This is a genomic window from uncultured Tateyamaria sp., assembly GCF_947503465.1.
Lineage (GTDB): Bacteria > Pseudomonadota > Alphaproteobacteria > Rhodobacterales > Rhodobacteraceae > Tateyamaria.
The window spans coordinates 1,058,806-1,080,126 of sequence record NZ_CANNDN010000001.1 but is presented as its reverse complement, the minus strand read 5'-3'; the positions used below and the strand labels follow the sequence as shown (position 1 = coordinate 1,080,126).

Genomic DNA, 21,321 nt, shown 5'->3' with positions numbered 1-21,321 from the left:
AGCGGCCGTTACGCCGCCGGACGGCTGAGCGTGACGCGGTTGCGCCCTTCGGCCTTGGCGCCGTAAAGCGCCTTGTCCGCGCGATCCAGCAGGGCCTGTGGCGTGTGCGCGTCCGAAGACTTGGCGCCGCGCCCAGGATCGACCACGGTCATCCCGATGGACATGGTCACCGTAATGGGCGCCGTCTGGCCCGGCACATCGAAGGCTGTGGTTTCAATGATCCGGCACATCCGCTTGGCCGCCTTGCGCGCATCGCTCAGCCCTGCACCCGGCAGAACGATCAGGAATTCTTCGCCCCCGATCCGGGCCACAAGGTCGACGGCGCGCAGGTTTTCCCGCAGCCTGCGCGCCGTTTCGATCAGCACGGCGTCACCGGCGGCATGGCCATAGGTGTCATTGATCCGCTTGAAATGGTCCATGTCGGCAACCATCACGGCATAGGGTTTGCCGGTGCGCGTGGCCCGGTCGGCAATCCGCGTCAGGTGGGGCATGGCATAGCGGCGGTTGTGCAGGCCCGTCAGCGGGTCAATCACCGCGGCTTCGATCCCCGACCGTACGGTATCGCGCAGCGCATCCGTCACGCGCTTGCGGCGCAGCAACGCATCCAGGCGCACCGCCAATTCGTCGGCTGATCGCGTGTGGCGGATCAGGTCATTTGCGCCCATGTCCAGCATCTGCGCGCCAAGCGTCATGTCCTCGGGCCCGATCACGCCCAGAATGGCGCAGTGGCGCGTGCTGGCCTGGCTGCGCACCGTTGCAAGCAATTGCAGCATCTGCGTGCCTTCGTGTGGCCCCACAACCAGAACCAGCGCGTCAGGCGGGGACCCCGGCTCGATATCATCGACGGCGGTGGCGGGCTTGGCATAGGTGATCCGGGCAGAAATCCGGTTGGCAAGCGCCGACGACCATGGTTCAGCCGCTGCCGGATCACGCGCGATGATCCGCACCGTCTGGGACGGGGCGAACGCATCCGCCGCCTCGGCAAAGCCAAGCGCACGCGACGTGCCTTCGCGCAGCGTCCATTCGCTGGCCGTTGCATAGGCACGAATGATCGACCGCGTGCGCGCCAGCAACAGGGCGTCGTTGATGGGCTTTTGCATGACGTCATCGACCCCGCCGGCCAAGAGGCGCAGCCGTTCGCTGTCGTCATCGCATCCGCTGAGGGCGATGACCGGCACCTTTCCCGTCAACCCCGTCTTGCGCATGCGCCGCAACAGCCGGAGCGGATCGCCGTCCGGCAAATCGGTTGCGCACAGGATCAGGTCAGGCAGGTCCTGGGACAGCACCTGCATCGCATCGGCGATCGAGGCTGCCTGCGTCATGTGGTAGTGGCTGGCCGCCAATTTGACGCGCAGCACGATGCGGTTGGTCGCGATCGGGTCAATAAGAAGGACCTTGCCGTGCATGAGGCGTTTCCAATTCGTTACAAAAGCCGTGCATTCGGTTTTTGATCGTTTAGGTTAACAAAGCGTTTCCACGAGACTGCAAAGGCACAAACGTGATGTCCCATTCGCGAGAATCCGCCGAAGTTGTCGGATTGCAGGCGGTTGCCTGGATGGCCGGCAACGCGGAATTGCTGCCCGTGTTCCTGGGCGCCACCGGCGCCAGCGAGGCAGATATGCGCGCAGGCGTGTCCGATCCGGCCTTTCTGGGTGCGCTTTTGGATTTCATCATGATGGATGATACATGGGTGAAATCCTTCTGCGATGCCAGCGGTCTGTCTTATGACGCGCCGATGCGTGCGCGCATGGCATTGCCCGGAGGGGGGGATGTGCATTGGACGTGACGCCGTCTGGCCCCCCCGTGCAAGGCATCATCTTTGACAAGGACGGCACGCTTTTCGATTTTACCACCACGTGGGAGGCATGGGCCGCCGCGTTCCTGCGCCGGGCTGCCGGCGGGGATCAACACTTGGCGATGCGCGCAGGCGCGGCCATCGGCTTTGACCTTGCTCAGCGTCGGTTTGCCCCGGACAGCGTTGTCATCGCCGGAACCCCGGCTGAGATTGCGGACGATTTGCGTCCCTTTTTCCCGGACATGTCCCGCGATGCGCTTGTCGCGCTTCTGAATGCGGAAGCGGCGCGCGCACCTCAGGCCGAAGCCGTCCCGCTGCTGCCGTTGCTGACGCACCTGCGCGCGCGCGGCCTGGTTCTGGGCGTTGCCACCAATGATGCCGAGGCCCCGGCACAGGCGCATTTGCAATCGGCGGGTATTGCCCCCTTGTTTGATTTCATTGCAGGCAGCGACAGCGGCTTTGGCGGCAAACCTGCGCCCGGTCAGCTCTTGGCGTTCTGTGCCGAATTGGACGTGCCTGCCGAGGCCGTTGTGATGGTGGGCGACAGCACCCATGACCTGATGGCGGGGCGTGCCGCGGGCATGCGCACCGTTGCCGTGCTGACCGGGCTGGCCCCAAAAGACGTGCTGGCCCCGCATGCCGATACCGTTCTGCCCGACATTGGCGCGTTGCCTGCCTGGCTGGATCGGGTCGCGGCCCGCTGAGAACGCGTAAACGGCCCTTGCCGCTGGAAAAACGACACGGTCCGTCGCAAATGGAAATGTGGGTCGCCCCGCTCTGAGGTGTGTTTGATGTCACACGCGATACATGGGGATCACACAATGGCAGACACAGCGACACGGCGCAGAACACGCGGCGGTGGCCGGGCCGGGGCAGCCGCCCGGCGTGGCGGGGCCGTGATCGAGCAGATGCCGTGGAACCCGCCCGTGATCACCGACGCCCCGGTCGAACCACTGAGCCCCGAAGGCGTTGCCGCCATTCACGAGGGCGCGATGCGCATCCTTGAAGAGATCGGTGTTCAGTTTCTGAACGAAGAGGCCCTGGAGATCCTGCGCGAGGCCGGATGCAGCATCGATGGCGATATCGTGCGTATGGATCGGCATTTCGTCATGGAAATGGTGGGCAAGGCGCCGTCGCAGTTCACCCTGACGCCGCGGAACCCGGACCGCAAGATCACCGTCGGCGGGCGGCATCTTTTGTTTGGCAACGTGTCGTCGCCCCCGAACTACTGGGATTTGGCGATCGGCACGAAGGTCCCCGGCACGCGCGAGATGTGTGCCAATCTTTTGAAACTGACACAGTATTTCAACTGCATCCACTTCGCGGGCGGCTATCCGGTCGAACCTGTCGACCTCCACGCCAGTGTGCGCCACCTTGACGTGCTCTATGACAAGTTGACGCTGACGGACAAGGTCATGCACGCCTATTCGTTGGGCAAGGAACGGGTCGAGGACGTGATGGAGATGGTGCGCATCGCCAGCGGTCTAACCCATGAAGAGTTCGAAGCAACGCCGCGGATGTACACCAACATCAATTCGACCTCGCCGCTCAAGCATGATCATCCGATGATCGATGGCTGTCTGCGGTTGGTGCGGCGCGGTCAGGCGGTTGTCGTCACCCCCTTTACCCTTGCTGGCGCGATGGCCCCCGTTACGATGGCGGGCGCAGTGGCGCAGTCCATTGCCGAGGCCCTGTGCGCCATCGCGCTGTTTCAGTACGTAGCGCCCGGTGCGCCCTGCGCCATTGGCACCTTTACATCGAACGTGGACATGAAATCGGGCGCGCCTGCCTTTGGCACGCCCGAGTACATGCGGGCCACCCAGATGACGGGCCAGTTGGCGCGCCTTTACGGGTTGCCCATGCGGTCGTCGGGCGTGTGCGCTGCCAACGTGCCGGACGGTCAGGCCATGTGGGAGACATCCAACAGCCTGTGGGCCGCGGTGCAGTCCGGCACGAACATGGTGTATCATGCGGCAGGCTGGCTTGAGGGCGGTCTGATCGCCAGCCCCGAGAAGTTCATCATGGATTGCGAAATCCTGCAGCAAATTCAACGCTATATGGACCCCAGCCTTGTCGCGACCGGACCTGATGAGATTGCACTGGATGCCATCAAGTCGGTGGGAAATGATGGCCATTTCTTTGGTATTCAGCATACGCAGGACAGGTACACCACCGCGTTCTACCAACCCTTCCTGAGCGACTGGAAGAACTATGAAGGCTGGGAGGCGGCGGGTGCCGTGTGGACACCCGAGCGGGCGCACGGGATGTTCAAGGACATCATTGGCAGTTTCGAGGCCCCGGACATGGACGCAGGCATTCGCGAGGAATTGGCGGATTTCGTGGCCCGCCGGAAAGCCGAAGGCGGTGCGCCGACCGATTTCTGAGCCGTGCGGGCCCAAAAATACGTCAAATTGCATCTGTTATTGGATTGTTTAGGCTTCGGCTTGCATGGTGCGTGCGTGGAAATGGGAAAGTCGTGCCATGCATGGGCTGATCAATCGGGCAATACAGTGTTTCGTCACCGACAGTTACGGTGCGGACAAATGGGTCGAAGCAACCCGCTTTGCCGATCTCGACTTTGTCGAGTTCGAGGCGATGCTGATCTATGACGATGACATCACGCCGCGCCTTCTGGATGCGATCAGCAACATCCTGGACCGCCCGCGCAGCGATGTGATGGAGGATATGGGCACCTATCTTGTGTCCCATCCGAATGTCGAAGCGTTGCGCCGTCTGTTGCGGTTCGGTGGCGTGACCTTTGTCGAATTCCTGCATTCGCTGGACGATCTGCCGGATCGCGCCCGTCTTGCGGTGTCCGACCTGAACCTGCCCCGGATCGAGCTGCGGGATCATTCGCCCACCCAGTTCAGCCTTGTATGCGAAAGCCCAATCGACGGGTACGGCCATGTCATGATGGGGATATTGCGGACGATGGCCGACGATTACGGTGCGCTTGCCTTGCTGGAGTATACGGGCAGCGGCAATGGCGTCGAAACGATATCCGTGACGCTTGTCGAAACTGAATTCGCCGAGGGGCGGGTGTTTGATCTGGGGGCCCGTGCATCGTGAAGACTCAGACCATGCTGACCCGATCCCTGGATGTGCTGTGCCCCATGCACGTGGTTCTGAACGCGACAGGGCATGTCGTCCATGCAGGACCCACATTGCAAAAACTGCGCCCCGACCTGCCGATGGTCGGACGGCGCTTCCTTGAAATCTTTGATCTGAAACGGCCGCGCGCGATCACCAGCATGGAAGGGTTGCGTGCAACGGCGGGGACAAAACTGCATCTGCAACTGCGCGACGCCCCCAAGACAGAAGTGAAGGGCCTTCTTGTGGCCGGGGCCGAGGACGGGCAAAGCATCGTGAACCTGTCTTTCGGCATTTCGGTGGTCGATGCGGTTTCGGATTACGCCCTGACCAGTGCCGATTTTGCGGCCACGGACCTGACCGTTGAAATGCTCTATCTGGTCGAGGCGAAATCGGCCGCCATGGAAGCGTCGCGCAAGCTGAACCTGCGGCTCCAGGGCGCAATGATCGCGGCGGAAGAACAGGCCTTTACCGACACGCTGACCGGGCTCAAGAACCGTCGCGCAATGGATCACGTATTGGCGCGTCACGCGGATTGGGGCACGCGATTTGGGCTGATGCAAATTGACCTTGATTGGTTCAAGGCGGTCAATGACACGCTGGGGCACGCCGCGGGCGATCACGTTCTGCAAACCGTCGCCCGCGTCATGGTCGAGGAAACCCGCGACAGCGACACCGTCGCCCGGGTCGGCGGCGACGAATTTGTCATCATCCTGCCCCATGCCAAGGATGGTGAGGCGATGACCGGGATCGGACGCCGGATCATCCAACGCATTTCAAAACCCATCCCGTTCCAGGGAGACGTGTGCCGGATATCGGCCAGCATCGGATCGGCAATCTTTGATCCCGCGTCCAGCCAGACCGTTGCCGAGGTCATGGATGATGCCGATGTCGCCCTATATGCATCAAAACACGGTGGGCGTGGCCAGCAAACGCAGTATGTGCCCGCGCTGCGTCATGACGCACAAAACCTGGCGCCGCCCGTTGGTCGCGACGCCGCCAGCAACGCCTGATCACCTGCGCACACATCTATGATGTGAAACCGGTATCGGTGGCGGCGTGTGGACAGCCCAAAATGGTATCTCGGGAAGGGATCTGGCAGCCCGTAGGGGAATCGAACCCCTCTTTCCAGGTTGAAAACCTGGCGTCCTAACCGATAGACGAACGGGCCAGCGCTGATGTGAGCGCTCAGATAGGCAATAAGGCGGACCGGCGCAAGCGGAAAAAACGCCAGAGAGACGATAATTCGACGGAAAAATCCTTGGCCTGCTGCTCAGGCGCGTGCCGCATCTTCCAGCCGCAATTGGACGGACTGCCGCCCGCGAAAGCTGTTGATTTCGACCCGGCCGGCCAGGTGAAATGGCGCCCCGCCGTGATCCAGCAGGGCCTGCCCAAGTGCCGTCTCGAACGCCCCGAAAGATATTGCGTCCAGACGTGCGCCACCCGGTTCTCCGAAGGTCAGTTTCAAATGCGCTTCGCCGACCTGTCGGGCGCTGAGAATGCGCATTCCGGGGAACGCGTAGCGCGGCGCGCGCGCGCCTGCGCCAAATGGCCCGGCGGCATCGATCTGGTCCAAAAGCTCAACATTCGCAGCCCCCGGCATCAACGCACCGTCCACCCGCACGTCGGCGGGACCAAGGGCCTCGGCGCCCTGACGCGCCAGCAGCTCGCTCAACCGCGCCATGGCCGGTTCAATCATGTCTTCGGCCACTGTCAGGCCCGCTGCCATCTTGTGGCCACCACCCTTGATCAGCAGACCCTCTGCCGCCAGCCTCTGGATCGGTGCGCCCAGGTCAATGCCGGACACGGACCGGCCCGATCCCTTGCCAATGCCGTTTTCGACCCCGATCACGACAGCGGGTCGGTTTGTCGCCTCCTTCACGCGCGAGGCCACGATACCCACAACACCCGGGTGCCAGCCGGGCCCTGCGGCCCACGCCAGCGCGCCGTCACTGTCGCGGGCATCGCATTGCGCAATGGCTTCTGCCCGAACCTGCGCTTCGATGTCCCGCCGTTCGGCGTTCAGGACATGCAACCGCTCGGCCAGTGCGGCCGCTTCATGCGGGTCTTGGGTGCTCAGCAGGCGGGCGCCCAAATCGGCCTGGCCAATGCGACCCCCCGCATTGATCCGTGGCCCCAGGAGATAGCCCAGATGGTACGGGGTTGGCGCGGTGTCCAGACCCGCGATGTCCGCAAGCGCCACCAACCCGGCACGATCCCGACGCGCCATGACCTTCAATCCTTGCCGGACAAAGGCGCGGTTCACACCGATCAGGGGCGCGACGTCGGCCACGGTGGCCAGCGCGACCAGATCCAGCAGCGCCATCAGGTCAGGCCCCTTGCGGTCGGCGGCGCGCAATTGGCGGCCAGCCTCGACCAGAACCAGGAACACGACCGCTGCGGCACATAAATGGGCCAGCGCGCCGTCTTCGTCCTGCCGGTTGGGGTTCACAACCGCATAGGCCGGAGGCAGTGTTTCGGCCCCAAGGTGGTGGTCCAACACCACCACATCTGCCCCACGGGCAGCGGCAATGGGACCATGTGACAAGGTTCCGCAATCCACGCACAGGATCAGGTCATGCGCCGCGGCCAACTGTGCCATCGCCGCGTCGTTCGGGCCGTACCCTTCGTCGATGCGGTCCGGAACATAGACCGTCGCGCCGATGTCCAGACTGCGCAACCATGTGACCAGCAGTGCCGCGGAACTGCCCCCATCCACATCGTAGTCGGCAAAGATCGCGATCTTTTCCCTGTTTCGGACCGCATGGACCAGACGTGCGGCTGCGGGTTCCATGTCGCGCAGGGAACGGGGGTCGGGCATCAGGTCCCGCAGGGTGGGGGACAAATACGCCTCTGCCCCATCCGCCGGCACACCCATGCGGGCAAGGATCTGGCAAACGGGGCGCGGCAACTGCGTCGTTTGGGCCAGCGCTTCGGCCGCGCGGTCGGTCGCGCTGTCCGGTCCGATCCAGGCCCGCCCGGTCAGTGACTGCTCCACACCCAGAAATGACACAGCGATGGCTTCCTTCTCGCACCGATCGGACCAGTTCTAGCCGCAGACAAGGGTCCAGCGCCAGCCATGTCGGGCAGACGCATTGCCCGCCCGTGTCGGATCAGACGGTGTGCGTGGGCGTGCGGTAATTGATGCGGCGAACCGATCCGGTCTTGGACCGCATCAGCAGGGTTTCACAGGTCAGCCAGCCCGGTTCGCGATGCACGGATTGCAGCAGGGACCCGTCCGTTACGCCGGTGGCGGCAAAGATCACGTCCCGTGTCACCATCTCGTCCCGGGTATACACGCGGTTCAGATCATCGATCCCCGCCTTGGCGGCGCGTGCCTTTTCGTCGTCGTTGCGGAACAGGAGGCGGCCATAGATCTGCCCGCCCATGCATTTCAACGCGGCGGCGGCCAGCACACCTTCGGGCGCGCCACCTTCGCCCATATACATGTCGATACCAGTGCTTGGGTCTGCGCAGTGCATCACGCCGGCCACATCCCCATCCGTGATCAGGCGGATCGACGCGCCCGTGCTGCGCACCGCCGCTATCGCGTCTTCGTGCCGCGGACGTTCAAGGATGCACACCGTGATGTCGGACGTATCACAGCCCTTGGCCCTGGCCAGTGCTTGGACCCGTTCAGAGGGGGACATGTCCAATGTGACCGTGTCCGGCGCGTATCCCGGACCAATGGCCAGCTTGTCCATGTAGACGTCCGGGGCGTGCAGCATGCTGCCGCGCGGTCCCATGGCGATAACGGTCAGCGCGTTGGGCATATCCTTGGCGGTGAGCGTCGTGCCTTCCAGCGGGTCCAGTGCGATGTCCACGCCGGGGCCGTTCCCGGTGCCCACCTCTTCTCCGATATAGAGCATGGGCGCCTCGTCCCGCTCCCCTTCGCCGATCACGACCACGCCCGCGATGTCCAGCAGGTTCAACTGTTCGCGCATCGCATTGACGGCGGCCTGATCCGCGGCCTTTTCATCCCCATGCCCGACCAGTCGCGCAGAGGCGAGGGCCGCCGCTTCGGAAACACGGGCCAGACCCAGTGACAGCATGCGGTCCTGGAATTGTGCTGTGGCGGTCATGAGAGGAATTCCTTTGAAATATGGAGTGATCAGATGGATTCGATGCGCAACACGACCGGGTCCGACACCAGCACACCCGTGCCTTGCATGGCGGCGATGGCGTCGTCTACGGCCCCGCGTGTGCAAGTATGGGTGACGATCAGCACCGGTGCCGTCGTGTCGCTGTGGCCGTATTGGCGCATCCGGTCGATGCTTACGCCTGCTTCGCCCAGAACAGTGGCGATTTTCGCAAGCGCGCCGGGTTTGTCGACCAGCGCCATGCGCAGGTAGTAGGGCGCAGGCAAGACCGACGCCGCGCGGGGGGCGGTGTCCAAACCGGTGGCCGGTTGTCCAAAGACGGGCAGCGACATGCCACGGGCCATGTCGCAGACGTCGCCCATCACGGCAGAGGCTGTGGGCCCTTCGCCCGCGCCGGGACCGCGCAGCACGATCTGTTCCACGGCATGCCCTTCGATGGCGACCATGTTCGTGCCGCCTTGCAATTGCCCGAAGGGCGACGTGTCTGGCACAAGGCAGGGCATCATGCGCTGTTCCAGCCCACGGCCGGTTTTCTGCGCCACGCCCAGCAATTTGATCTTGTAGCCCATATCGGCAGCGTGGCGGATGTCCTCGATGCTGACCCGTTCGATCCCTTCCAGCTCGATCCCGTCGAAATCGACCTGCGTGCCAAAGGCGATCGAGGACAGGATCGCCAGTTTATGGGCCGCGTCGATGCCACCGACGTCCAATTGCGGATCGGCCTCAAGATAACCAAGCCCGTCAGCTTCGGCAAAGACCTCGTCATAGCTGAGGCCGGCAGTCTCCATCCGCGTCAGGATGTAGTTGCATGATCCGTTCATCACGCCGACGATGCGCCGGATTTCGTTTCCGGCCAACCCTTCGGTCAGGGCCTTGATCACGGGGATGCCACCGGCCACGGCAGCTTCGAACCGCAGGTTGACGCCTTTGGCTTCGGCGGCCTCGGCCAGGGCCTGGCCATGGACGGCCAGCATGGCCTTGTTGGCCGTCACCACATCCTTGCCTGCTGCAATTGCCGCTTCGACCGACGCCTTGGCGGGCCCGTCCGTGCCGCCCATCAGTTCGACAAAGATGTCCACGTCGTCGCGGGTGGCAAGTGCGACAGGATCATCCTCCCAACCATAGCCCGCGAGGGGTACGCCACGATCCTTGTCGCGGGACCGCGCGCTGACGGCGCTGATTTCGATCTTGCGCCCGGTGCGTGCGGTCAGCATTTCGGCGTGTTGACGAATGATCTTGACCACGCCGATGCCAACCGTCCCCAATCCTGCAATGCCAAGCCGAAGCGGTGCGTTCATATCGGGTTCCTTTGAGCGTTGGGCGTCGCGGGCGATGTAACGGGTTCGGAACGGGGGCGCAATTGCCCTTAGCCCAGACGGGCCTGCATCCGGGCGCGCGTGGCCGGGTCCACGATGTCGCGCCGTTGCAGGGCGCGGGCGCGGGCCCTGAGGGCCGCGATGCGCCGCTCAAGCGTGTTCGCGGTCTCGACAGGGTCGCTGACAATCGGCGCGGCCCTGGCCATCAACGGTTCCAACGGCAACAGGGCGGGAAAGTCCGCCGCCTCGACCGATGGGGGCACCGTGCCATCAAGGTCGGGAAACTGCGTGCAGGCAGCAAGGCTGAAACAAAGAAGGGCAGCAGCTGCGCGCATGGGCGAAATGCTCCGGAAACCGTGTGTTGCTCTTGTGATGCACCATGGTCCGGCGTGGTGCAAGCATAGCTTGGTTTTGAACATGTGTTCAGATAAATCCGTCCCATGGCCCGCACCACAGGTTCCCATTCCGACATCACCGGCCCGCGTGTGCGCGATGCGGCACTGCGATTGTTTGCCCGCCACGGCTATGCCGCTGTTTCCATGCGCCAAATCGCGTCCGAGGTGGGTGTGCAGGCCGGGGCGCTGTATAATTACACGCCTGACAAGCAGACGCTGCTGTTCGTATTGATGCGCGATCACATGGTCGAACTGCTGGGCGCCACGCCCGGCTCTGCCGATGCCCCGCATCTGGACCGGCTCGAGGCTTTTGTGCGGTTTCACATCGGTTTTCACCACGCGCGCCCCGACGCGGTGTTCATCGCCTACATGGAATTGCGCAACCTCGCGCCCGACAACTTTGCTGAGATCGAGGCCTTGCGTGGCCGTTACGAGGCCGTGCTTGAAGGCATATTGAGGGACGGTGCGGCGGCGGGCGTTTTCGATGTCGCCGATCCCAAGATCGTGACGCTTGCGATCATCGCGATGCTGACAGGGGTCACCACCTGGTTCCGGGACGAAGGGCGCCTGACCCTGACCGATGTGCAGGACCAGTATTGGGCGATGGTGCGCAAGGCGGTTGTGGCCTGACATGCGACGCTGTCGGCGCACGGCGCGCCGACAGCCATGTATCAATGGGCCGGTTGAATGAAGGTGCCGTTCCGCAGATCGCGCATGGCCTGCATCAACTCTTCCTGCGTGTTCATCACGATGGGACCGTGCCACGCCACCGGTTCGTCAATGGGCGCCCCCGAGATCAGCAGAAAGCGGATGCCCTCGGGCCCGGCCTGAACCGTGACCTCATCCCCGGTGCCGAACCGGATCAGGGTGCGGTCGCCGGACAGATCGCGGATATTGACCTCTTGGCCCGCAACCTCTTTTTCCAGCAGGACACCCGCGGGATCAGAGGCATCGGCAAAGGCACCGGCCCCGTCAAACACATAGGCAAAGGCGCGGCGATAGGTGTCGATCCGAAAGGTCTTCTTGATCCCGGCAGGCACCGCGATATCCAGGTATTGCGGATCGGCGGCAATGCCGTCCACCGGACCGGTCTTGCCCCAGAATTCGCCCGTGATCACGCGCACCTTGGTGCCGTCGTCGTCGATGATTTCGGGAATGTCCGATCCCGTGATGTCCTGGTAGCGCGGCGCGGTCATCTTCTGGCTTGATGGCAGGTTGCCCCACAATTGAAAGCCGTGCATCTGCCCCTTGGCGTTGCCGTGCGGCATTTCCTGGTGCAAAATGCCCGACCCGGCCGTCATCCACTGGACCGACCCGGCACCCAAAGTGCCGGAATTGCCAAGGCTGTCGCTGTGTTCGACCGTGCCTTCCAGCACATAGGTGATCGTTTCGATGCCGCGATGCGGGTGCCACGGAAATCCCTTTTCGAAATGCGCGGGCACGTCGTTGCGAAAGTCATCAAACAACAGGAACGGGTCCAGCTCTGTCGGGTCCTGAAAGCCGAAGGCGCGGTGCAAGTGAACGCCTGCGCCCTCCATGGTCGGCTGGGCGCGGCGGGTTTCCAATGTGGGTCTGAGGGACATGTCTGTCTCCTTTCATGCCATGTTCGCAGCCAAGATATTCCGGTCCCGCGCCACTGCAATCGGCGTCGGCGAACCGCATCTGTGCGCTGCTGCAACACTGGTCTGTGTGGAAAGGCGACGGGACCACCACAGCCGTTTGGTTCTCTCATTCCCGAGGACCTGTATATACAGGTGGGCGTCAGGTAACCGGACCAGGGCCCGGACAGAGCCAACTCCCTCGGAATTGCTTAAGGCCACCGGAATGCAACCTGTCACGAGAAGGGCAGAGCCCGCCACCGCGCTACATAGGGTGTCGGACCGCGCAGGGCAAGGCGGCGCAGGGCCGTCCTGCGCCGGGTGCAAGGCCGCGCAGGGACCGGACCGTCCCGTCAGGCCGCCGGTCTGCTGGTTTCAGGCTGGGCCGACGCGCCGTTCAGGTGATCCCGCAGGCTGATTTCGAAAAACCTCTGCCACCCGCGTTGGCAAATGTCGAAACAGGCGATGTGCGGGCCAAGCCCTTGGTGGGTCAGCGTCACCATGCTGCCGCCGTCCGACGGGGTGATCTGCCAGATCAGGCGGGTGCCTTTCCATTCCGCCACATCATCGACGCCGTCCATGATCATGTGCGCATCCGTGCAGGTCCATGCAAACCGATCCTGTGTGGCGCCCGGATCGAAGGCAAAGGTTGCGTGGCTGTTGTTGAACCGCACCGTGAAGCCATCTGCCCCACGGTCCACCCGTGTGGACCACCAAAGGGCAAGGTCATCGACAATCTGCCGCCCGACCAGTTCGGGTGCGACAGGTGTCGCAATCGTGGCACTGTAGTCCATCAGTCATCCCCATGCATGTCGGTGCGCAGGCGCATCAGGTGATCATCCCACCCCTTGTCAAGCGCGAGCGTCAGGCTGAAGGCCGCCTCGCCCTGCGGCAGTCCCTCGTGAACAAGGGACAGTTGCGTGCCACCCGGCACGTCGGACAGCGTCCATTTCACCGTGCTGACAGCATCGCCCATGGGACCGACCGTGAATGTGTATTCCAGATAATCCGGGGCATCCGCCTTGACCACGGTGCCCCAGATCAGAAGGTCGCCGCTTGTGGTGCCGAACATTTCCAGCGCCTGACCCTCCGCCATGGGCGTCTTGGGGGCGTGGAACCATTTGGCCAGATGTTCGGGTTGGGTCAGGTACTCCCAGACCAGCTGACGCGGGGCCTTGAGGAAGATGGTCTTTTGCAGGGTCGTGTCGGTCATTGGATGTCCTTTTCGATGGCGGTTTTGAGGTCGGACAGGCGGTCATCCCAGAAGCGGTCGAAGAGTTCGAGCCACGACAGGACCGGTGCCAGACCGGCAGGGTTCAGACGGTTGATGCGTTCGCGCCCGCGCGGTTCGACCGTGATCAATCCGCCGTCGCTGAGTACGGTCAGGTGTTTCTTGACCGCCGCCCGGGTCATGTCGAACCTGTCGGACACTTGCGCGATGGTCATCTCCTGCGACTTGAGCATCGTGAGGATGTCGCGCCGCGTCGGGTCGGCCAGCGCGCGAAAGGCGTTTTGCGTCCGGTCGTTCATTGCGTCACCCGCCGGTAATCGACCGCGCCGTTCCGGCCCAATGCCGTGACACGGGGCGCCGTGGCCCGATCCAGCCGATCGGTGGGGGTGAAGGGGATCGTCGGGTCGGCCAGCGCGGGGCGGGCTGCAAGCAAGGGCAAAGCGGGGCGCTTCATGATCTCTCTCAATATGATGCCATTTGGTATCGCATCAATAAGATACCTTTTGGTATCATGTCAAGGCTACGTTGGAGCCATTGAAGGGGCTCCGATCAAGTCATTCAGAAGACTGGATAAATCCGTATGCTTCCAGCTCTTCCGGCAGCAGCACGTAAATCTCGTCCGGCGGTGTCGACATCGCGTGCTGCATCACCAGCGGGTCGATTCCCATCTCGTCCAGATAGGTCATCACCTCGGCTTGACCGCGCTGGATGTCCTCGACCGCGAACCCGGCAGGCAGGAACGTGTTTTCGCCGAAATAGTGCTGGTGCACGCCAACCGAAGCGTCGGGGTCAATGTCCCGCGTGACACCGGCAGCCAGCATGTAGGGGCAGGCGGAGTAGCAGAATTCGCCGGCGAGCATCTGCGTTTTGATCCCTTCGCGACGGATTACGCGCCCAAGGGCAAGCGCGTCGGCAACAGAGCCGCCGGGGCTTTGCAGGATCACCGTGTCGGGCCGGGGATCGGCCTGGGTGATCAGCGCGCCCAGGCGCTCTGCATCGCCATCGCTGATCCCGCCCTCAAGCCGGTAGGTGGTGCCGTCGCTTTGCGTCAGGACCAGCCGATTGGGCAATTCGCCGGGGTCGCGGGCGGGTTGGGTGACCGGCCGGTCACGGTCCGGGCGGAAGGTGCGGCGTTGATCGCCGGGGCGCACCGGTTCGGTCAGGCGTGGCGCGTCGGGCCCGAAAGAGGGCAGGCGCAACCCCTGCATGTCGCCAAGGATCAGCAGAGCACCAATGCCAAGCTGAAAGATCAGCACGCCCATCAGCGTGCGCGCAATGGGATTGCGTGGCTTGTCCGTCGCGTCGGTCATTCCGCAACCCGCTTGGGTGGCACGGGTGCATCAATCTGGTCCGGCGCGGTCATCGTGCTTTCCACGTCCCGCAGGGCGACCATTGCAGCCCGCAGTTCCGCCAGGGTCAGCGTGTCTTCGATGGCGGCCCCTTCGCGTCCCCCGCGAATGGCCGATTGGGTGATGGCAAGGATAAAGACCAGCACCGCCGGCAACAGGTCAATCGCAATGGCACCGGCCCAGGACGGCACGAAATTGCGGGCATACAGGATCACCGCGTCCGCCGACGAGATCGGGGTATAGGTCACATCGGTGGCCGGTTCGAGCGATTGAACAGCCTGTGCGGCGCGTTCAAGCGTCGTGGCGCGCTGGGCCAGCACTTCAAGCACTGACGTGATGGTCGCGGCCTGATCGGTGCGGCCCTGTTCGGTGGAACTGTCCAATTCGGGCAGCACGACCGATGCCGCCAGATCCTGCGCGGCGCGTTCGACCAGCGGCGCAACCGACAGCTGCCGCATCTGGGTGATCAGCCCGGCAAGGCGCACGGCCTGTTCGGAAAACTCGACGGACCGCGCCTCGACCGGACCGGGTTCGACGGTCAGGGCACGCATGCGTGACAGAATGGCGTTGCCTTCGGCAAAGGCGGAGTCAACCAGGGGCGTCTGGGCACTGATTTGTGCCTCCAGTCCCGACAGTTCCGCCGCCTTCTGACGCAAGACCCGAAATACCGCGCCGCGTCCCGCAAGGCCAGACAGCGCCCCGGCCGCCTCCTGTTCCGACAGGTCTTCGAAGGATTGGCGCACACGCGCCACGTCACGCTCCAGCGATTGCCCGGTCAGGGCGACTTCATGCGCGCGCTCCAGGCTGCTTTGGTAATCCTGCACGGTCTTGGCCAAATGCTGTTCAACGGCCGCCGATCCGGCAAGGGCGGCCGCGTTCAGCCATGAGGACATGGCCACAATCGCAAGCGACCCGACACCCATCGCGACGATCAACCCAACCCGCGCCTGCGCCGACCGAACCGCGGGAAACAGACGCATCATGTAGGACCAGAACACAAAGATGCCCACGGATACCGCAATCGAATAGGCAATGGCCGCAAAGACCGACATGGCTCCGTTTTCATCCAGCAGGGACGACACGCCCAGATAGGTATAGATACCGGACGCCACCGCCAGCACACCCAGCGCCGTGCCGGAAAAGGTATCGAGCCATCCCAGATGCCCCTCCAGCTCGCGCGCGTACCTGACGCCGCGCGCCTGTGTCTGGCTCAGCTTCGTGTCTTCGGGCATGTGAACGTCCTCTCCCTACCACCCGTGAAAGGTATGCACAGCAGACGCCGCCGCCAAGGCCCATGACGCGGCTTGCGTTTGTTCAGGTTTTGTTCATACTTCGGCGCCATGGACATCGCCGCCCATCCAACCGACCTGATGCCCGGCCAAATGCTGGCCCGTGGTGTTTGCCGCCATTTGGCCAGCCTTGGCCTTGTCACGGTCGAAGAACTGGTGCCGACCCGCGGGTTGCGTGTCGATGTGATGGCACTGGGCCCCAAGGGTGAAATCTGGGTGATCGAATGCAAGTCCAGCCGCGCCGATTTTATGTCGGACCAGAAGTGGCAAGGCTATATTGAATGGTGCGACCGGTTTTTCTGGGCCGTAGATGAGGCATTCCCGGTGGATCTGTTGCCCGAGGGCACGGGGCTGTTGATTGCTGATGCCTATGACGGCGAAATCATTCGCATGGCGCCCGAACACAAACTGGCCCCGGCCCGGCGCAAGGTGATGGTGCAGAAATTCGCGACACATGCCGCGCGCCGCCTGCACGCAATGCGTGATCCCGGCGCCGGTCTGGGCTGGCCGTAACGCCATACGCAGGCGCATTTTGTTGTTTTCCGCAGGTTTGGCAGGGTCGGGACGTCCGTGCGGCGCCGAATTGTCCACGCTTGACGCAATTCGATTTTTTGACGACCCTTTTCCCGTATTTTCAGTACGACTGACCATTTCGGCGATTTGCCGCCAAAAAAACCTTGGAAATGAAATGGATATGGGACACCCGCCAGACCCGAAACCAATGCTTCGCCAGAAGATACGCAAAAGCAATGTGCGCATTGTGGTCACCTATTTCGTGGTGTTCATGTATTGCACAACCGCAACAATTTTGACTTTTGTGCTGCTTTACATCGGCAAGATCGAACTGGCCTTGGGTGTGTTTTCGGGCCTGTCCACCCTGTCGGCCGGCATTGCCGGGTTCTGGTTCGGAAATCGCGGCACCGGGTATCCCGAAGGTGTCGAAGCGCCGGGCGCGCGGCACGACGACCTACACCGGCCACCAGACATGTCCACCATGCTGATGGGGACGGCCCGGCGCCCGGTCGATGGTGCCCCGGATGAAAATCCGGCGGTGTTTCAATCCAAATCTGCGGAGGACACGGAATGAAATGTCTCTTGGCCTTGTGCCTCGCGCTGGGATTGGGCGCCTGTACGGTTCTGGACAGCAATCGCGCCGGTTCTCCGTTCCTGGCGGCCGGCGGCGCCCAAAAGCGGACTTTCTACCAAGGCAGCTATTCCTTGCCGCGGCGCTACCTGACCTTCAAAATCCTCGCCAATGATCGCCACTTCACCTCGGCCAGCCACTTTTCCGTGGTGCAGGAGGGGACAGGGGCATCGGTGCTTGCGCCTGATCCCAGTGCGCTTTTCCGGTACGATGTGAACTACACCCCCTCCCGGTTCAGCCGCGATCAGGTCGATATCGAGATGGAAAATCAGATGCTGTCGTCGATCACCGTTGCAACGCAGGATGAACTGGACGACGTGTTGGTGAACTTCGCGCAGGCGGCGGCAGAGATTGCCCGCCTGTCGGCAGGATTGGCAACCACTCCGCGCGGCCTTGGCCCACCGGGGGGCGGGCAGGGCGGTGCGGACAAGGTTGATCAGGTCGTCGCCCAGCTCAGCTTTGATCCTACTGATGTGGCCAGCGTGAAACGCGCCCAGCATCGGCTGGGGCGCATGATGAACCTGCGCATCCAACCGCCGCCCCGTCCCGTCGCCGCCTATCCATCCTGCGACCATTCCGTGTGTTACCGGCCCTTGACGACGGTCGTGATCAGTTTCGAAGAACCGCATTCCGGAAATTCGACGGATTTCGTCGTGCAGGTGCCCGACCCGCACCAGATTGCGGGCGTTGACCTCGAACGCTCTGCCTTTGTCGACCGGGAAACCACGTTGGTGTTCGCAGGTGGCACATTGCAGAAAATCGACATGACCAAGCCCAGCGAACTGGCCGCCGCGGCACTGCTGCCCGTCCGTATCATCGAGGCGATATTCACCGGAACCGGCAACGCCATCAGCGGGCTGCTGGGGGTGCGGCGAAACGAAGTGCAGGGATCCGTTGACCTGTTGAACGCGCAGGCGGCCTATTTGACCGCGCTGGCCGACTATCAGGCCACGGTCACGGCCGTTGCGGCGCGGGGGGTGGACGCGGGTGCCTTGGGCCTTGCAAACGCGCCTGCGACCTTTGTGCCGCCACCCGCAGGGCAGGCGGCGGATGCAAATGCAACGGATGCGCCGGCCACCTTCAATGGCACCGCTGCGCCGGGTGGAGCGGCAGCGGCAAACGCCACCACAACCGCGCCGGAGCAGGCGCTCAAAATGACATGCACCCCCTTGGGCGGATGCGTCTTCGAGGCGACCCAAAATGACGCGTCGCATTGACAAACCCGACCTGGAACAGGGGTTCCGGTCGCAATTCGCCACGACCGACCCGCAGGCGCAAACGCGCCCCATCGTGCTTGCGTCGGACATGGCGTTTGAACTGCCCAGTCGCGCGCTCTTCGACAAGGCCTATGCCTTCGTCAAGGCCAGCATCCCGCACGAGGAGACCTATGCCGGGATCGATCATTTCGACTGCGATGACTTCTCCTACATATTCAAGGGCCTGCTGTCGAAATGGTATCAAGAGAACCGGCCGCATGACTATCCGCTGGCGGTGGGCATCTGCTGGGGCCTGTTTCCCGGATTCGGTCAGGATCTGGTGCATTCCATGAATTGGGTGATCCTGGATGACGGTGTGCTGCACTGGATCGAGCCGCAATTCGTGCTGTCCCGCGATCCGTCCGAAGCGATGCGTCAAAGCAACAAGGCGCGCGACCGGCTGAACCTGGCGATGGTCTGACCCGTCCCACGCACCGGTAACGCAGCCGTCATTCACCGTGAACGCATAAGATGGCGCCGTCGCGGTTTTGTCCTGTGTCACACGCTCACAAGGGACACTCTGATGACTTCCATTCGACACATGCGCCGCGCCGCGATCTGTTCTGCCGCGCTGCTTGCCTGCGCCCCCGGTCTTGCCAGTGCGCAGGACAGCTATTTCTTTGCATTCGGTGGCGCTGTTCTGAACGGCGACCAGGGCGCGAGCGGCCTGATCTCGCCTGCACCTGCAACACCGCCCGGACAGAATTCGTCGGTCGACACCGACTATGACACCGGCTTCCAGTTCGGGCTTGGTGTCGGGCGCAGCTTTGGCTCTCTGGCCGATGGCGTCGGTTTGCGCGGCGAGATCGAGCTGTCCTATGCCGATGCGGACGCAGACACGATCGCGTTTTCCGGCAATGGTCCGGCCAATGAAATCAACGTGGCCGGAGGTATCCAGTCCACGACGCTGTTTGCCAACATCCTTGCCGATTTCGAAACGGGCGGTGCGGTTACCCCCTATGTCGGCGCGGGCGTCGGGATCGGGCGGTTCTCGCAGGATCTGTTTTACGGCGGCGGCGTGCAGGTGACGGACAGCGACACGGCCTTTGGCGCGCAACTGATCGCGGGTGTCGCATTCGAGGCAACGGAAACGGTCACGATTACGGCCGATGCCCGGTACCGCCGTTTCTTTGACATCGAATCCAACCGGTTTCTCCCGTCGGGCGCATCCTCAGGTGTGGTAAGTGGTGACTTCAGCGCCTTTTCCATCAATGTGGGCGCTCGGATCGCGTTCTGACGAGAGACAGGGCGCGCGCCGGTCGTTGGGCCCCCACCCGGTGATTTCGAGCGGTGCGCGACCTGATGCAGGTCATCCCTTCGGGGGTGGCCTGTTTCAGCGTTTCAGGGCTGCCGCGGCTTTGGCTGCCGCCCTGATTTCATCCGCGATTTCCTCGGCTTCGTCCGGGTCGAAATCCATCGGAATTTCAACACCTTTCGCTTCGACATAAATGCGCACCATCCCCTTGTCGGTCGGACCGATTTGCAGGTTGGCTTCGATGTCGCTTTCTTTGTTGATGCTCATGGTCATCTCCGGCGCGGTGTAGGCGCGCGTGCTAGCCTGATCAGGATTGAAAGGCAAGCCGCCACAGGGCAGGGTTGGCGCATGTCAAATGTCACGCTGCGCCCCTTTGTTCCGTCCGACACCGATTGGCTGGTCGAGGCGCACGGCGTGCTGTACGCGCAGGCCGAAGGGTTCGATGACACCTTTGGTCCGCTTGTGCGCTCGATCCTCGAGGCGTTCAACGCCGCGCATGATCCGTCCTGCGAACAGGGCTGGATTGCCGAACAGGACGGTCAGCGGCTTGGGTCCATCTTTTGCGTACGCCACACTCACGACACCGCCAAGCTGCGCCTGTTCCTGTTGACGCCAGAGGCGCGCGGCAAGGGTATCGGGCGGTTGCTGCTGGCCGAATGCATGGGCTTTGCCCGCGCGTCGGGATTTGCCGGCATGACCTTGTGGACCCATGAAAGTCACCGCGCGGCCTGTGCCCTCTATGCCCGCACGGGCTGGGATATGGTGGCGTCCAAGCCGGTCCATTCCTTCGGTCAGGATCTGGTGGAACAGACCTGGGTTTATCGCTTTTGACGGTCTTGCATTCGGCGCGCGCCATGGGTATTTGAGCATCAGTGCCGCCTTAGCTCAGTAGGTTAGAGCGCCTGATTGTGGATCAGGAGGTCCCCCGTTCGAGCCGGGGAGGTGGTACCACTTCAACGATATCCATGCTTAGGCGCGCGCCCATGGCGCTGCGTGACGGGCCATGTTGGCGGACACGTCCCCCCCCCCACTGCATGCGCCCGTGTCCCGGGGCACCTGCGTCCGGCGAACCCCCGCGGGCAAGGATCGCGCCTCTCGACACCAAACGTTAATATCTGTCTCGCACTGTAGCAGCGGTGAGACAGACAGATGCCAAATGACGCCCGCATATACCTGGTCATGATCGCCATCGGCGCGTCATTGATCTTCCTGGTGTCGCTTGTGCCGCCGCTGACCTCGGGCAACAGCGCCGTGGCATCGGGCGTCAGCCAGGCGGAATTCGATGCGGCGGTTGCGGCGGAAATGGAACATTGCGAGGCATTGGGCGGCGGTCTCGACTGCCAGTGCTATGCGGGCATCTCGGGCTATGTGCGGGCGTTGGAACCGCCCCGTGTTCCCTTCACCCGTTCGCTTGACCAGACCGAACTGGCGCGCCGCCAGGCGGCGCACAGCTGCTGAAATGGCACGTGGCGGCAGTGTGCGGTTGGCCAGTCGCTGACCCGC

The 21,321-nt window shown here is 63.0% G+C and carries 26 protein-coding genes and 2 tRNA genes; 14 read left to right on the top strand and 14 right to left on the bottom strand.

What is annotated here, in order from left to right:
- Window positions 1-8 precede the first annotated feature (8 nt).
- On the bottom strand, window positions 9-1,406 hold the full coding sequence (locus Q0844_RS05555; RefSeq protein ID WP_299042910.1) for a diguanylate cyclase: 1,398 nt from the start codon (window positions 1,404-1,406) through the stop codon (window positions 9-11).
- Window positions 1,407-1,501: 95 nt separating this feature from the next.
- Here Q0844_RS05555 and Q0844_RS05550 point away from each other — a divergent pair, with 95 nt between their 5' ends.
- The 5 genes from Q0844_RS05550 (at window position 1,502) to Q0844_RS05530 (ending at window position 5,898) form a co-directional block, all read left to right on the top strand.
- Window positions 1,502-1,786 (top strand): DUF3572 domain-containing protein, encoded by a 285-nt coding sequence (locus Q0844_RS05550; RefSeq protein WP_299042908.1) that lies wholly within the window; start codon window positions 1,502-1,504, stop codon window positions 1,784-1,786.
- A gap of 17 nt (window positions 1,787-1,803) precedes the next feature.
- The gene (locus Q0844_RS05545; protein WP_299042906.1) at window positions 1,804-2,499 is read left to right on the top strand and encodes an HAD family hydrolase; all 696 of its coding nucleotides are present in this window, start codon (window positions 1,804-1,806) and stop codon (window positions 2,497-2,499) included.
- Between the two features lie 117 nt (window positions 2,500-2,616).
- Window positions 2,617-4,179 carry a trimethylamine methyltransferase family protein gene (locus Q0844_RS05540; protein WP_299042905.1) on the top strand — a complete coding sequence of 521 codons (1,563 nt, stop codon included), beginning with the start codon at window positions 2,617-2,619 and terminating at the stop codon, window positions 4,177-4,179.
- 97 nt (window positions 4,180-4,276) lie between these two features.
- Window positions 4,277-4,864, top strand: a complete 588-nt coding sequence (locus Q0844_RS05535; RefSeq protein ID WP_299042903.1) for a heme NO-binding domain-containing protein — start codon at window positions 4,277-4,279, stop codon at window positions 4,862-4,864.
- 11 nt (window positions 4,865-4,875) lie between these two features.
- Complete coding sequence (locus tag Q0844_RS05530; RefSeq protein ID WP_299042901.1) at window positions 4,876-5,898, top strand: diguanylate cyclase; 1,023 nt, start codon at window positions 4,876-4,878, stop codon at window positions 5,896-5,898.
- Window positions 5,899-5,981: 83 nt separating this feature from the next.
- On the opposite strand, the gene Q0844_RS05525 is transcribed toward Q0844_RS05530, so the two are convergent.
- From Q0844_RS05525 to Q0844_RS05505, 5 genes are all read right to left on the bottom strand, one after another.
- A tRNA-Glu gene (locus Q0844_RS05525) sits at window positions 5,982-6,056 on the bottom strand.
- 102 nt (window positions 6,057-6,158) lie between these two features.
- The gene (recJ, locus tag Q0844_RS05520) at window positions 6,159-7,898 is read right to left on the bottom strand and encodes a single-stranded-DNA-specific exonuclease RecJ (protein WP_299042899.1); all 1,740 of its coding nucleotides are present in this window, start codon (window positions 7,896-7,898) and stop codon (window positions 6,159-6,161) included.
- A gap of 100 nt (window positions 7,899-7,998) precedes the next feature.
- A complete protein-coding gene (gene glpX / locus Q0844_RS05515; protein WP_299042897.1) occupies window positions 7,999-8,967 on the bottom strand; it encodes a class II fructose-bisphosphatase in 969 nt (322 codons plus the stop codon).
- 29 nt (window positions 8,968-8,996) lie between these two features.
- Window positions 8,997-10,283, bottom strand: a complete 1,287-nt coding sequence (locus Q0844_RS05510) for a homoserine dehydrogenase (RefSeq protein WP_299042895.1) — start codon at window positions 10,281-10,283, stop codon at window positions 8,997-8,999.
- Between the two features lie 68 nt (window positions 10,284-10,351).
- Window positions 10,352-10,636, bottom strand: coding sequence for a hypothetical protein (locus Q0844_RS05505; protein ID WP_299042894.1), 285 nt, complete (start codon window positions 10,634-10,636; stop codon window positions 10,352-10,354).
- Between the two features lie 105 nt (window positions 10,637-10,741).
- On the opposite strand from Q0844_RS05505, the gene Q0844_RS05500 reads away from it, so the two are divergent.
- Window positions 10,742-11,326, top strand: a complete 585-nt coding sequence (locus tag Q0844_RS05500) for a TetR/AcrR family transcriptional regulator (RefSeq protein ID WP_299042892.1) — start codon at window positions 10,742-10,744, stop codon at window positions 11,324-11,326.
- A 41-nt stretch (window positions 11,327-11,367) separates the two neighbouring features.
- Here the strand turns inward: Q0844_RS05500 and Q0844_RS05495 are convergent, their stop codons facing one another.
- From Q0844_RS05495 to Q0844_RS05465, 7 genes are all read right to left on the bottom strand, one after another.
- On the bottom strand, window positions 11,368-12,279 hold the full coding sequence (locus tag Q0844_RS05495) for a pirin family protein (protein ID WP_299042890.1): 912 nt from the start codon (window positions 12,277-12,279) through the stop codon (window positions 11,368-11,370).
- A 368-nt stretch (window positions 12,280-12,647) separates the two neighbouring features.
- Window positions 12,648-13,088 carry a hypothetical protein gene (locus Q0844_RS05490; protein WP_299042888.1) on the bottom strand — a complete coding sequence of 147 codons (441 nt, stop codon included), beginning with the start codon at window positions 13,086-13,088 and terminating at the stop codon, window positions 12,648-12,650.
- Window positions 13,088-13,507: an SRPBCC domain-containing protein gene (locus Q0844_RS05485; protein WP_299042887.1), complete on the bottom strand. Its 420-nt coding sequence runs from the start codon at window positions 13,505-13,507 to the stop codon at window positions 13,088-13,090. Before Q0844_RS05485 ends, Q0844_RS05490 begins: the two co-directional genes overlap by 1 nt.
- Window positions 13,504-13,824, bottom strand: a complete 321-nt coding sequence (locus Q0844_RS05480) for a metalloregulator ArsR/SmtB family transcription factor (RefSeq protein ID WP_299042886.1) — start codon at window positions 13,822-13,824, stop codon at window positions 13,504-13,506. Before Q0844_RS05480 ends, Q0844_RS05485 begins: the two co-directional genes overlap by 4 nt.
- Entirely contained in the window at window positions 13,821-13,979 is a 159-nt protein-coding gene (locus tag Q0844_RS05475) for a hypothetical protein (RefSeq protein WP_299042885.1), read from the bottom strand. The genes Q0844_RS05480 and Q0844_RS05475 overlap by 4 nt, the downstream gene beginning before the upstream one ends.
- Before the next feature lie 100 nt (window positions 13,980-14,079).
- Window positions 14,080-14,835, bottom strand: coding sequence for a hypothetical protein (locus tag Q0844_RS05470; RefSeq protein ID WP_299042884.1), 756 nt, complete (start codon window positions 14,833-14,835; stop codon window positions 14,080-14,082).
- Window positions 14,832-16,106 (bottom strand): hypothetical protein, encoded by a 1,275-nt coding sequence (locus tag Q0844_RS05465; protein WP_299042883.1) that lies wholly within the window; start codon window positions 16,104-16,106, stop codon window positions 14,832-14,834. Before Q0844_RS05465 ends, Q0844_RS05470 begins: the two co-directional genes overlap by 4 nt.
- Window positions 16,107-16,214: 108 nt before the next feature.
- Between Q0844_RS05465 and Q0844_RS05460 the strand changes: the two genes are divergently transcribed.
- From Q0844_RS05460 to Q0844_RS05440, 5 genes are all read left to right on the top strand, one after another.
- The gene (locus tag Q0844_RS05460) at window positions 16,215-16,676 is read left to right on the top strand and encodes an MmcB family DNA repair protein (RefSeq protein ID WP_299042882.1); all 462 of its coding nucleotides are present in this window, start codon (window positions 16,215-16,217) and stop codon (window positions 16,674-16,676) included.
- A gap of 208 nt (window positions 16,677-16,884) precedes the next feature.
- Window positions 16,885-17,250 carry a hypothetical protein gene (locus Q0844_RS05455; RefSeq protein ID WP_299042881.1) on the top strand — a complete coding sequence of 122 codons (366 nt, stop codon included), beginning with the start codon at window positions 16,885-16,887 and terminating at the stop codon, window positions 17,248-17,250.
- Window positions 17,247-18,524: a hypothetical protein gene (locus Q0844_RS05450; protein ID WP_299042879.1), complete on the top strand. Its 1,278-nt coding sequence runs from the start codon at window positions 17,247-17,249 to the stop codon at window positions 18,522-18,524. The genes Q0844_RS05455 and Q0844_RS05450 overlap by 4 nt, the downstream gene beginning before the upstream one ends.
- Window positions 18,508-18,984, top strand: a complete 477-nt coding sequence (locus Q0844_RS05445; protein WP_299042877.1) for a lectin MOA-related protein — start codon at window positions 18,508-18,510, stop codon at window positions 18,982-18,984. Before Q0844_RS05450 ends, Q0844_RS05445 begins: the two co-directional genes overlap by 17 nt.
- 102 nt (window positions 18,985-19,086) lie before the next feature.
- Entirely contained in the window at window positions 19,087-19,800 is a 714-nt protein-coding gene (locus tag Q0844_RS05440; RefSeq protein WP_299042875.1) for an outer membrane beta-barrel protein, read from the top strand.
- A gap of 96 nt (window positions 19,801-19,896) precedes the next feature.
- Here Q0844_RS05440 and Q0844_RS05435 read toward each other — a convergent pair whose 3' ends face one another.
- Window positions 19,897-20,085: a DUF6324 family protein gene (locus Q0844_RS05435; protein WP_299042873.1), complete on the bottom strand. Its 189-nt coding sequence runs from the start codon at window positions 20,083-20,085 to the stop codon at window positions 19,897-19,899.
- A gap of 81 nt (window positions 20,086-20,166) precedes the next feature.
- Here Q0844_RS05435 and Q0844_RS05430 point away from each other — a divergent pair, with 81 nt between their 5' ends.
- The 3 genes from Q0844_RS05430 to Q0844_RS05420 all read left to right on the top strand — a co-directional run bounded on the left by Q0844_RS05430 (window position 20,167) and on the right by Q0844_RS05420 (window position 21,276).
- A complete protein-coding gene (locus Q0844_RS05430) occupies window positions 20,167-20,649 on the top strand; it encodes a GNAT family N-acetyltransferase (RefSeq protein ID WP_299042871.1) in 483 nt (160 codons plus the stop codon).
- A 43-nt stretch (window positions 20,650-20,692) separates the two neighbouring features.
- Window positions 20,693-20,769, top strand: a tRNA-His gene (locus tag Q0844_RS05425).
- A gap of 198 nt (window positions 20,770-20,967) precedes the next feature.
- Complete coding sequence (locus Q0844_RS05420; protein WP_299042869.1) at window positions 20,968-21,276, top strand: hypothetical protein; 309 nt, start codon at window positions 20,968-20,970, stop codon at window positions 21,274-21,276.
- Window positions 21,277-21,321 lie beyond the last annotated feature (45 nt).

What these genes read in the sequence shown, in the direction of transcription:
- Q0844_RS05420 (WP_299042869.1), top strand. Translation starts at nt 20,968, where the DNA reads ATGCCAAATGACGCCCGCATATACCTGGTCATGATCGCCATCGGCGCG.
- Q0844_RS05495 (WP_299042890.1), bottom strand. Translation starts at nt 12,279, where the DNA reads ATGTCCCTCAGACCCACATTGGAAACCCGCCGCGCCCAGCCGACCATG.
- Q0844_RS05445 (WP_299042877.1), top strand. Translation starts at nt 18,508, where the DNA reads ATGACGCGTCGCATTGACAAACCCGACCTGGAACAGGGGTTCCGGTCG.
- Q0844_RS05555 (WP_299042910.1), bottom strand. Translation starts at nt 1,406, where the DNA reads ATGCACGGCAAGGTCCTTCTTATTGACCCGATCGCGACCAACCGCATC.
- Q0844_RS05530 (WP_299042901.1), top strand. Translation starts at nt 4,876, where the DNA reads ATGCTGACCCGATCCCTGGATGTGCTGTGCCCCATGCACGTGGTTCTG.
- Q0844_RS05465 (WP_299042883.1), bottom strand. Translation starts at nt 16,106, where the DNA reads ATGCCCGAAGACACGAAGCTGAGCCAGACACAGGCGCGCGGCGTCAGG.
- Q0844_RS05450 (WP_299042879.1), top strand. Translation starts at nt 17,247, where the DNA reads ATGAAATGTCTCTTGGCCTTGTGCCTCGCGCTGGGATTGGGCGCCTGT.
- Q0844_RS05550 (WP_299042908.1), top strand. Translation starts at nt 1,502, where the DNA reads ATGTCCCATTCGCGAGAATCCGCCGAAGTTGTCGGATTGCAGGCGGTT.
- Q0844_RS05470 (WP_299042884.1), bottom strand. Translation starts at nt 14,835, where the DNA reads ATGACCGACGCGACGGACAAGCCACGCAATCCCATTGCGCGCACGCTG.
- glpX (WP_299042897.1), bottom strand. Translation starts at nt 8,967, where the DNA reads ATGACCGCCACAGCACAATTCCAGGACCGCATGCTGTCACTGGGTCTG.
- Q0844_RS05540 (WP_299042905.1), top strand. Translation starts at nt 2,617, where the DNA reads ATGGCAGACACAGCGACACGGCGCAGAACACGCGGCGGTGGCCGGGCC.
- Q0844_RS05535 (WP_299042903.1), top strand. Translation starts at nt 4,277, where the DNA reads ATGCATGGGCTGATCAATCGGGCAATACAGTGTTTCGTCACCGACAGT.
- Q0844_RS05435 (WP_299042873.1), bottom strand. Translation starts at nt 20,085, where the DNA reads ATGAGCATCAACAAAGAAAGCGACATCGAAGCCAACCTGCAAATCGGT.
- Q0844_RS05440 (WP_299042875.1), top strand. Translation starts at nt 19,087, where the DNA reads ATGACTTCCATTCGACACATGCGCCGCGCCGCGATCTGTTCTGCCGCG.
- Q0844_RS05460 (WP_299042882.1), top strand. Translation starts at nt 16,215, where the DNA reads ATGGACATCGCCGCCCATCCAACCGACCTGATGCCCGGCCAAATGCTG.
- Q0844_RS05430 (WP_299042871.1), top strand. Translation starts at nt 20,167, where the DNA reads ATGTCAAATGTCACGCTGCGCCCCTTTGTTCCGTCCGACACCGATTGG.
- Q0844_RS05510 (WP_299042895.1), bottom strand. Translation starts at nt 10,283, where the DNA reads ATGAACGCACCGCTTCGGCTTGGCATTGCAGGATTGGGGACGGTTGGC.
- Q0844_RS05490 (WP_299042888.1), bottom strand. Translation starts at nt 13,088, where the DNA reads ATGGACTACAGTGCCACGATTGCGACACCTGTCGCACCCGAACTGGTC.
- Q0844_RS05475 (WP_299042885.1), bottom strand. Translation starts at nt 13,979, where the DNA reads ATGAAGCGCCCCGCTTTGCCCTTGCTTGCAGCCCGCCCCGCGCTGGCC.
- Q0844_RS05485 (WP_299042887.1), bottom strand. Translation starts at nt 13,507, where the DNA reads ATGACCGACACGACCCTGCAAAAGACCATCTTCCTCAAGGCCCCGCGT.
- Q0844_RS05455 (WP_299042881.1), top strand. Translation starts at nt 16,885, where the DNA reads ATGCTTCGCCAGAAGATACGCAAAAGCAATGTGCGCATTGTGGTCACC.
- Q0844_RS05480 (WP_299042886.1), bottom strand. Translation starts at nt 13,824, where the DNA reads ATGAACGACCGGACGCAAAACGCCTTTCGCGCGCTGGCCGACCCGACG.
- Q0844_RS05500 (WP_299042892.1), top strand. Translation starts at nt 10,742, where the DNA reads ATGGCCCGCACCACAGGTTCCCATTCCGACATCACCGGCCCGCGTGTG.
- Q0844_RS05505 (WP_299042894.1), bottom strand. Translation starts at nt 10,636, where the DNA reads ATGCGCGCAGCTGCTGCCCTTCTTTGTTTCAGCCTTGCTGCCTGCACG.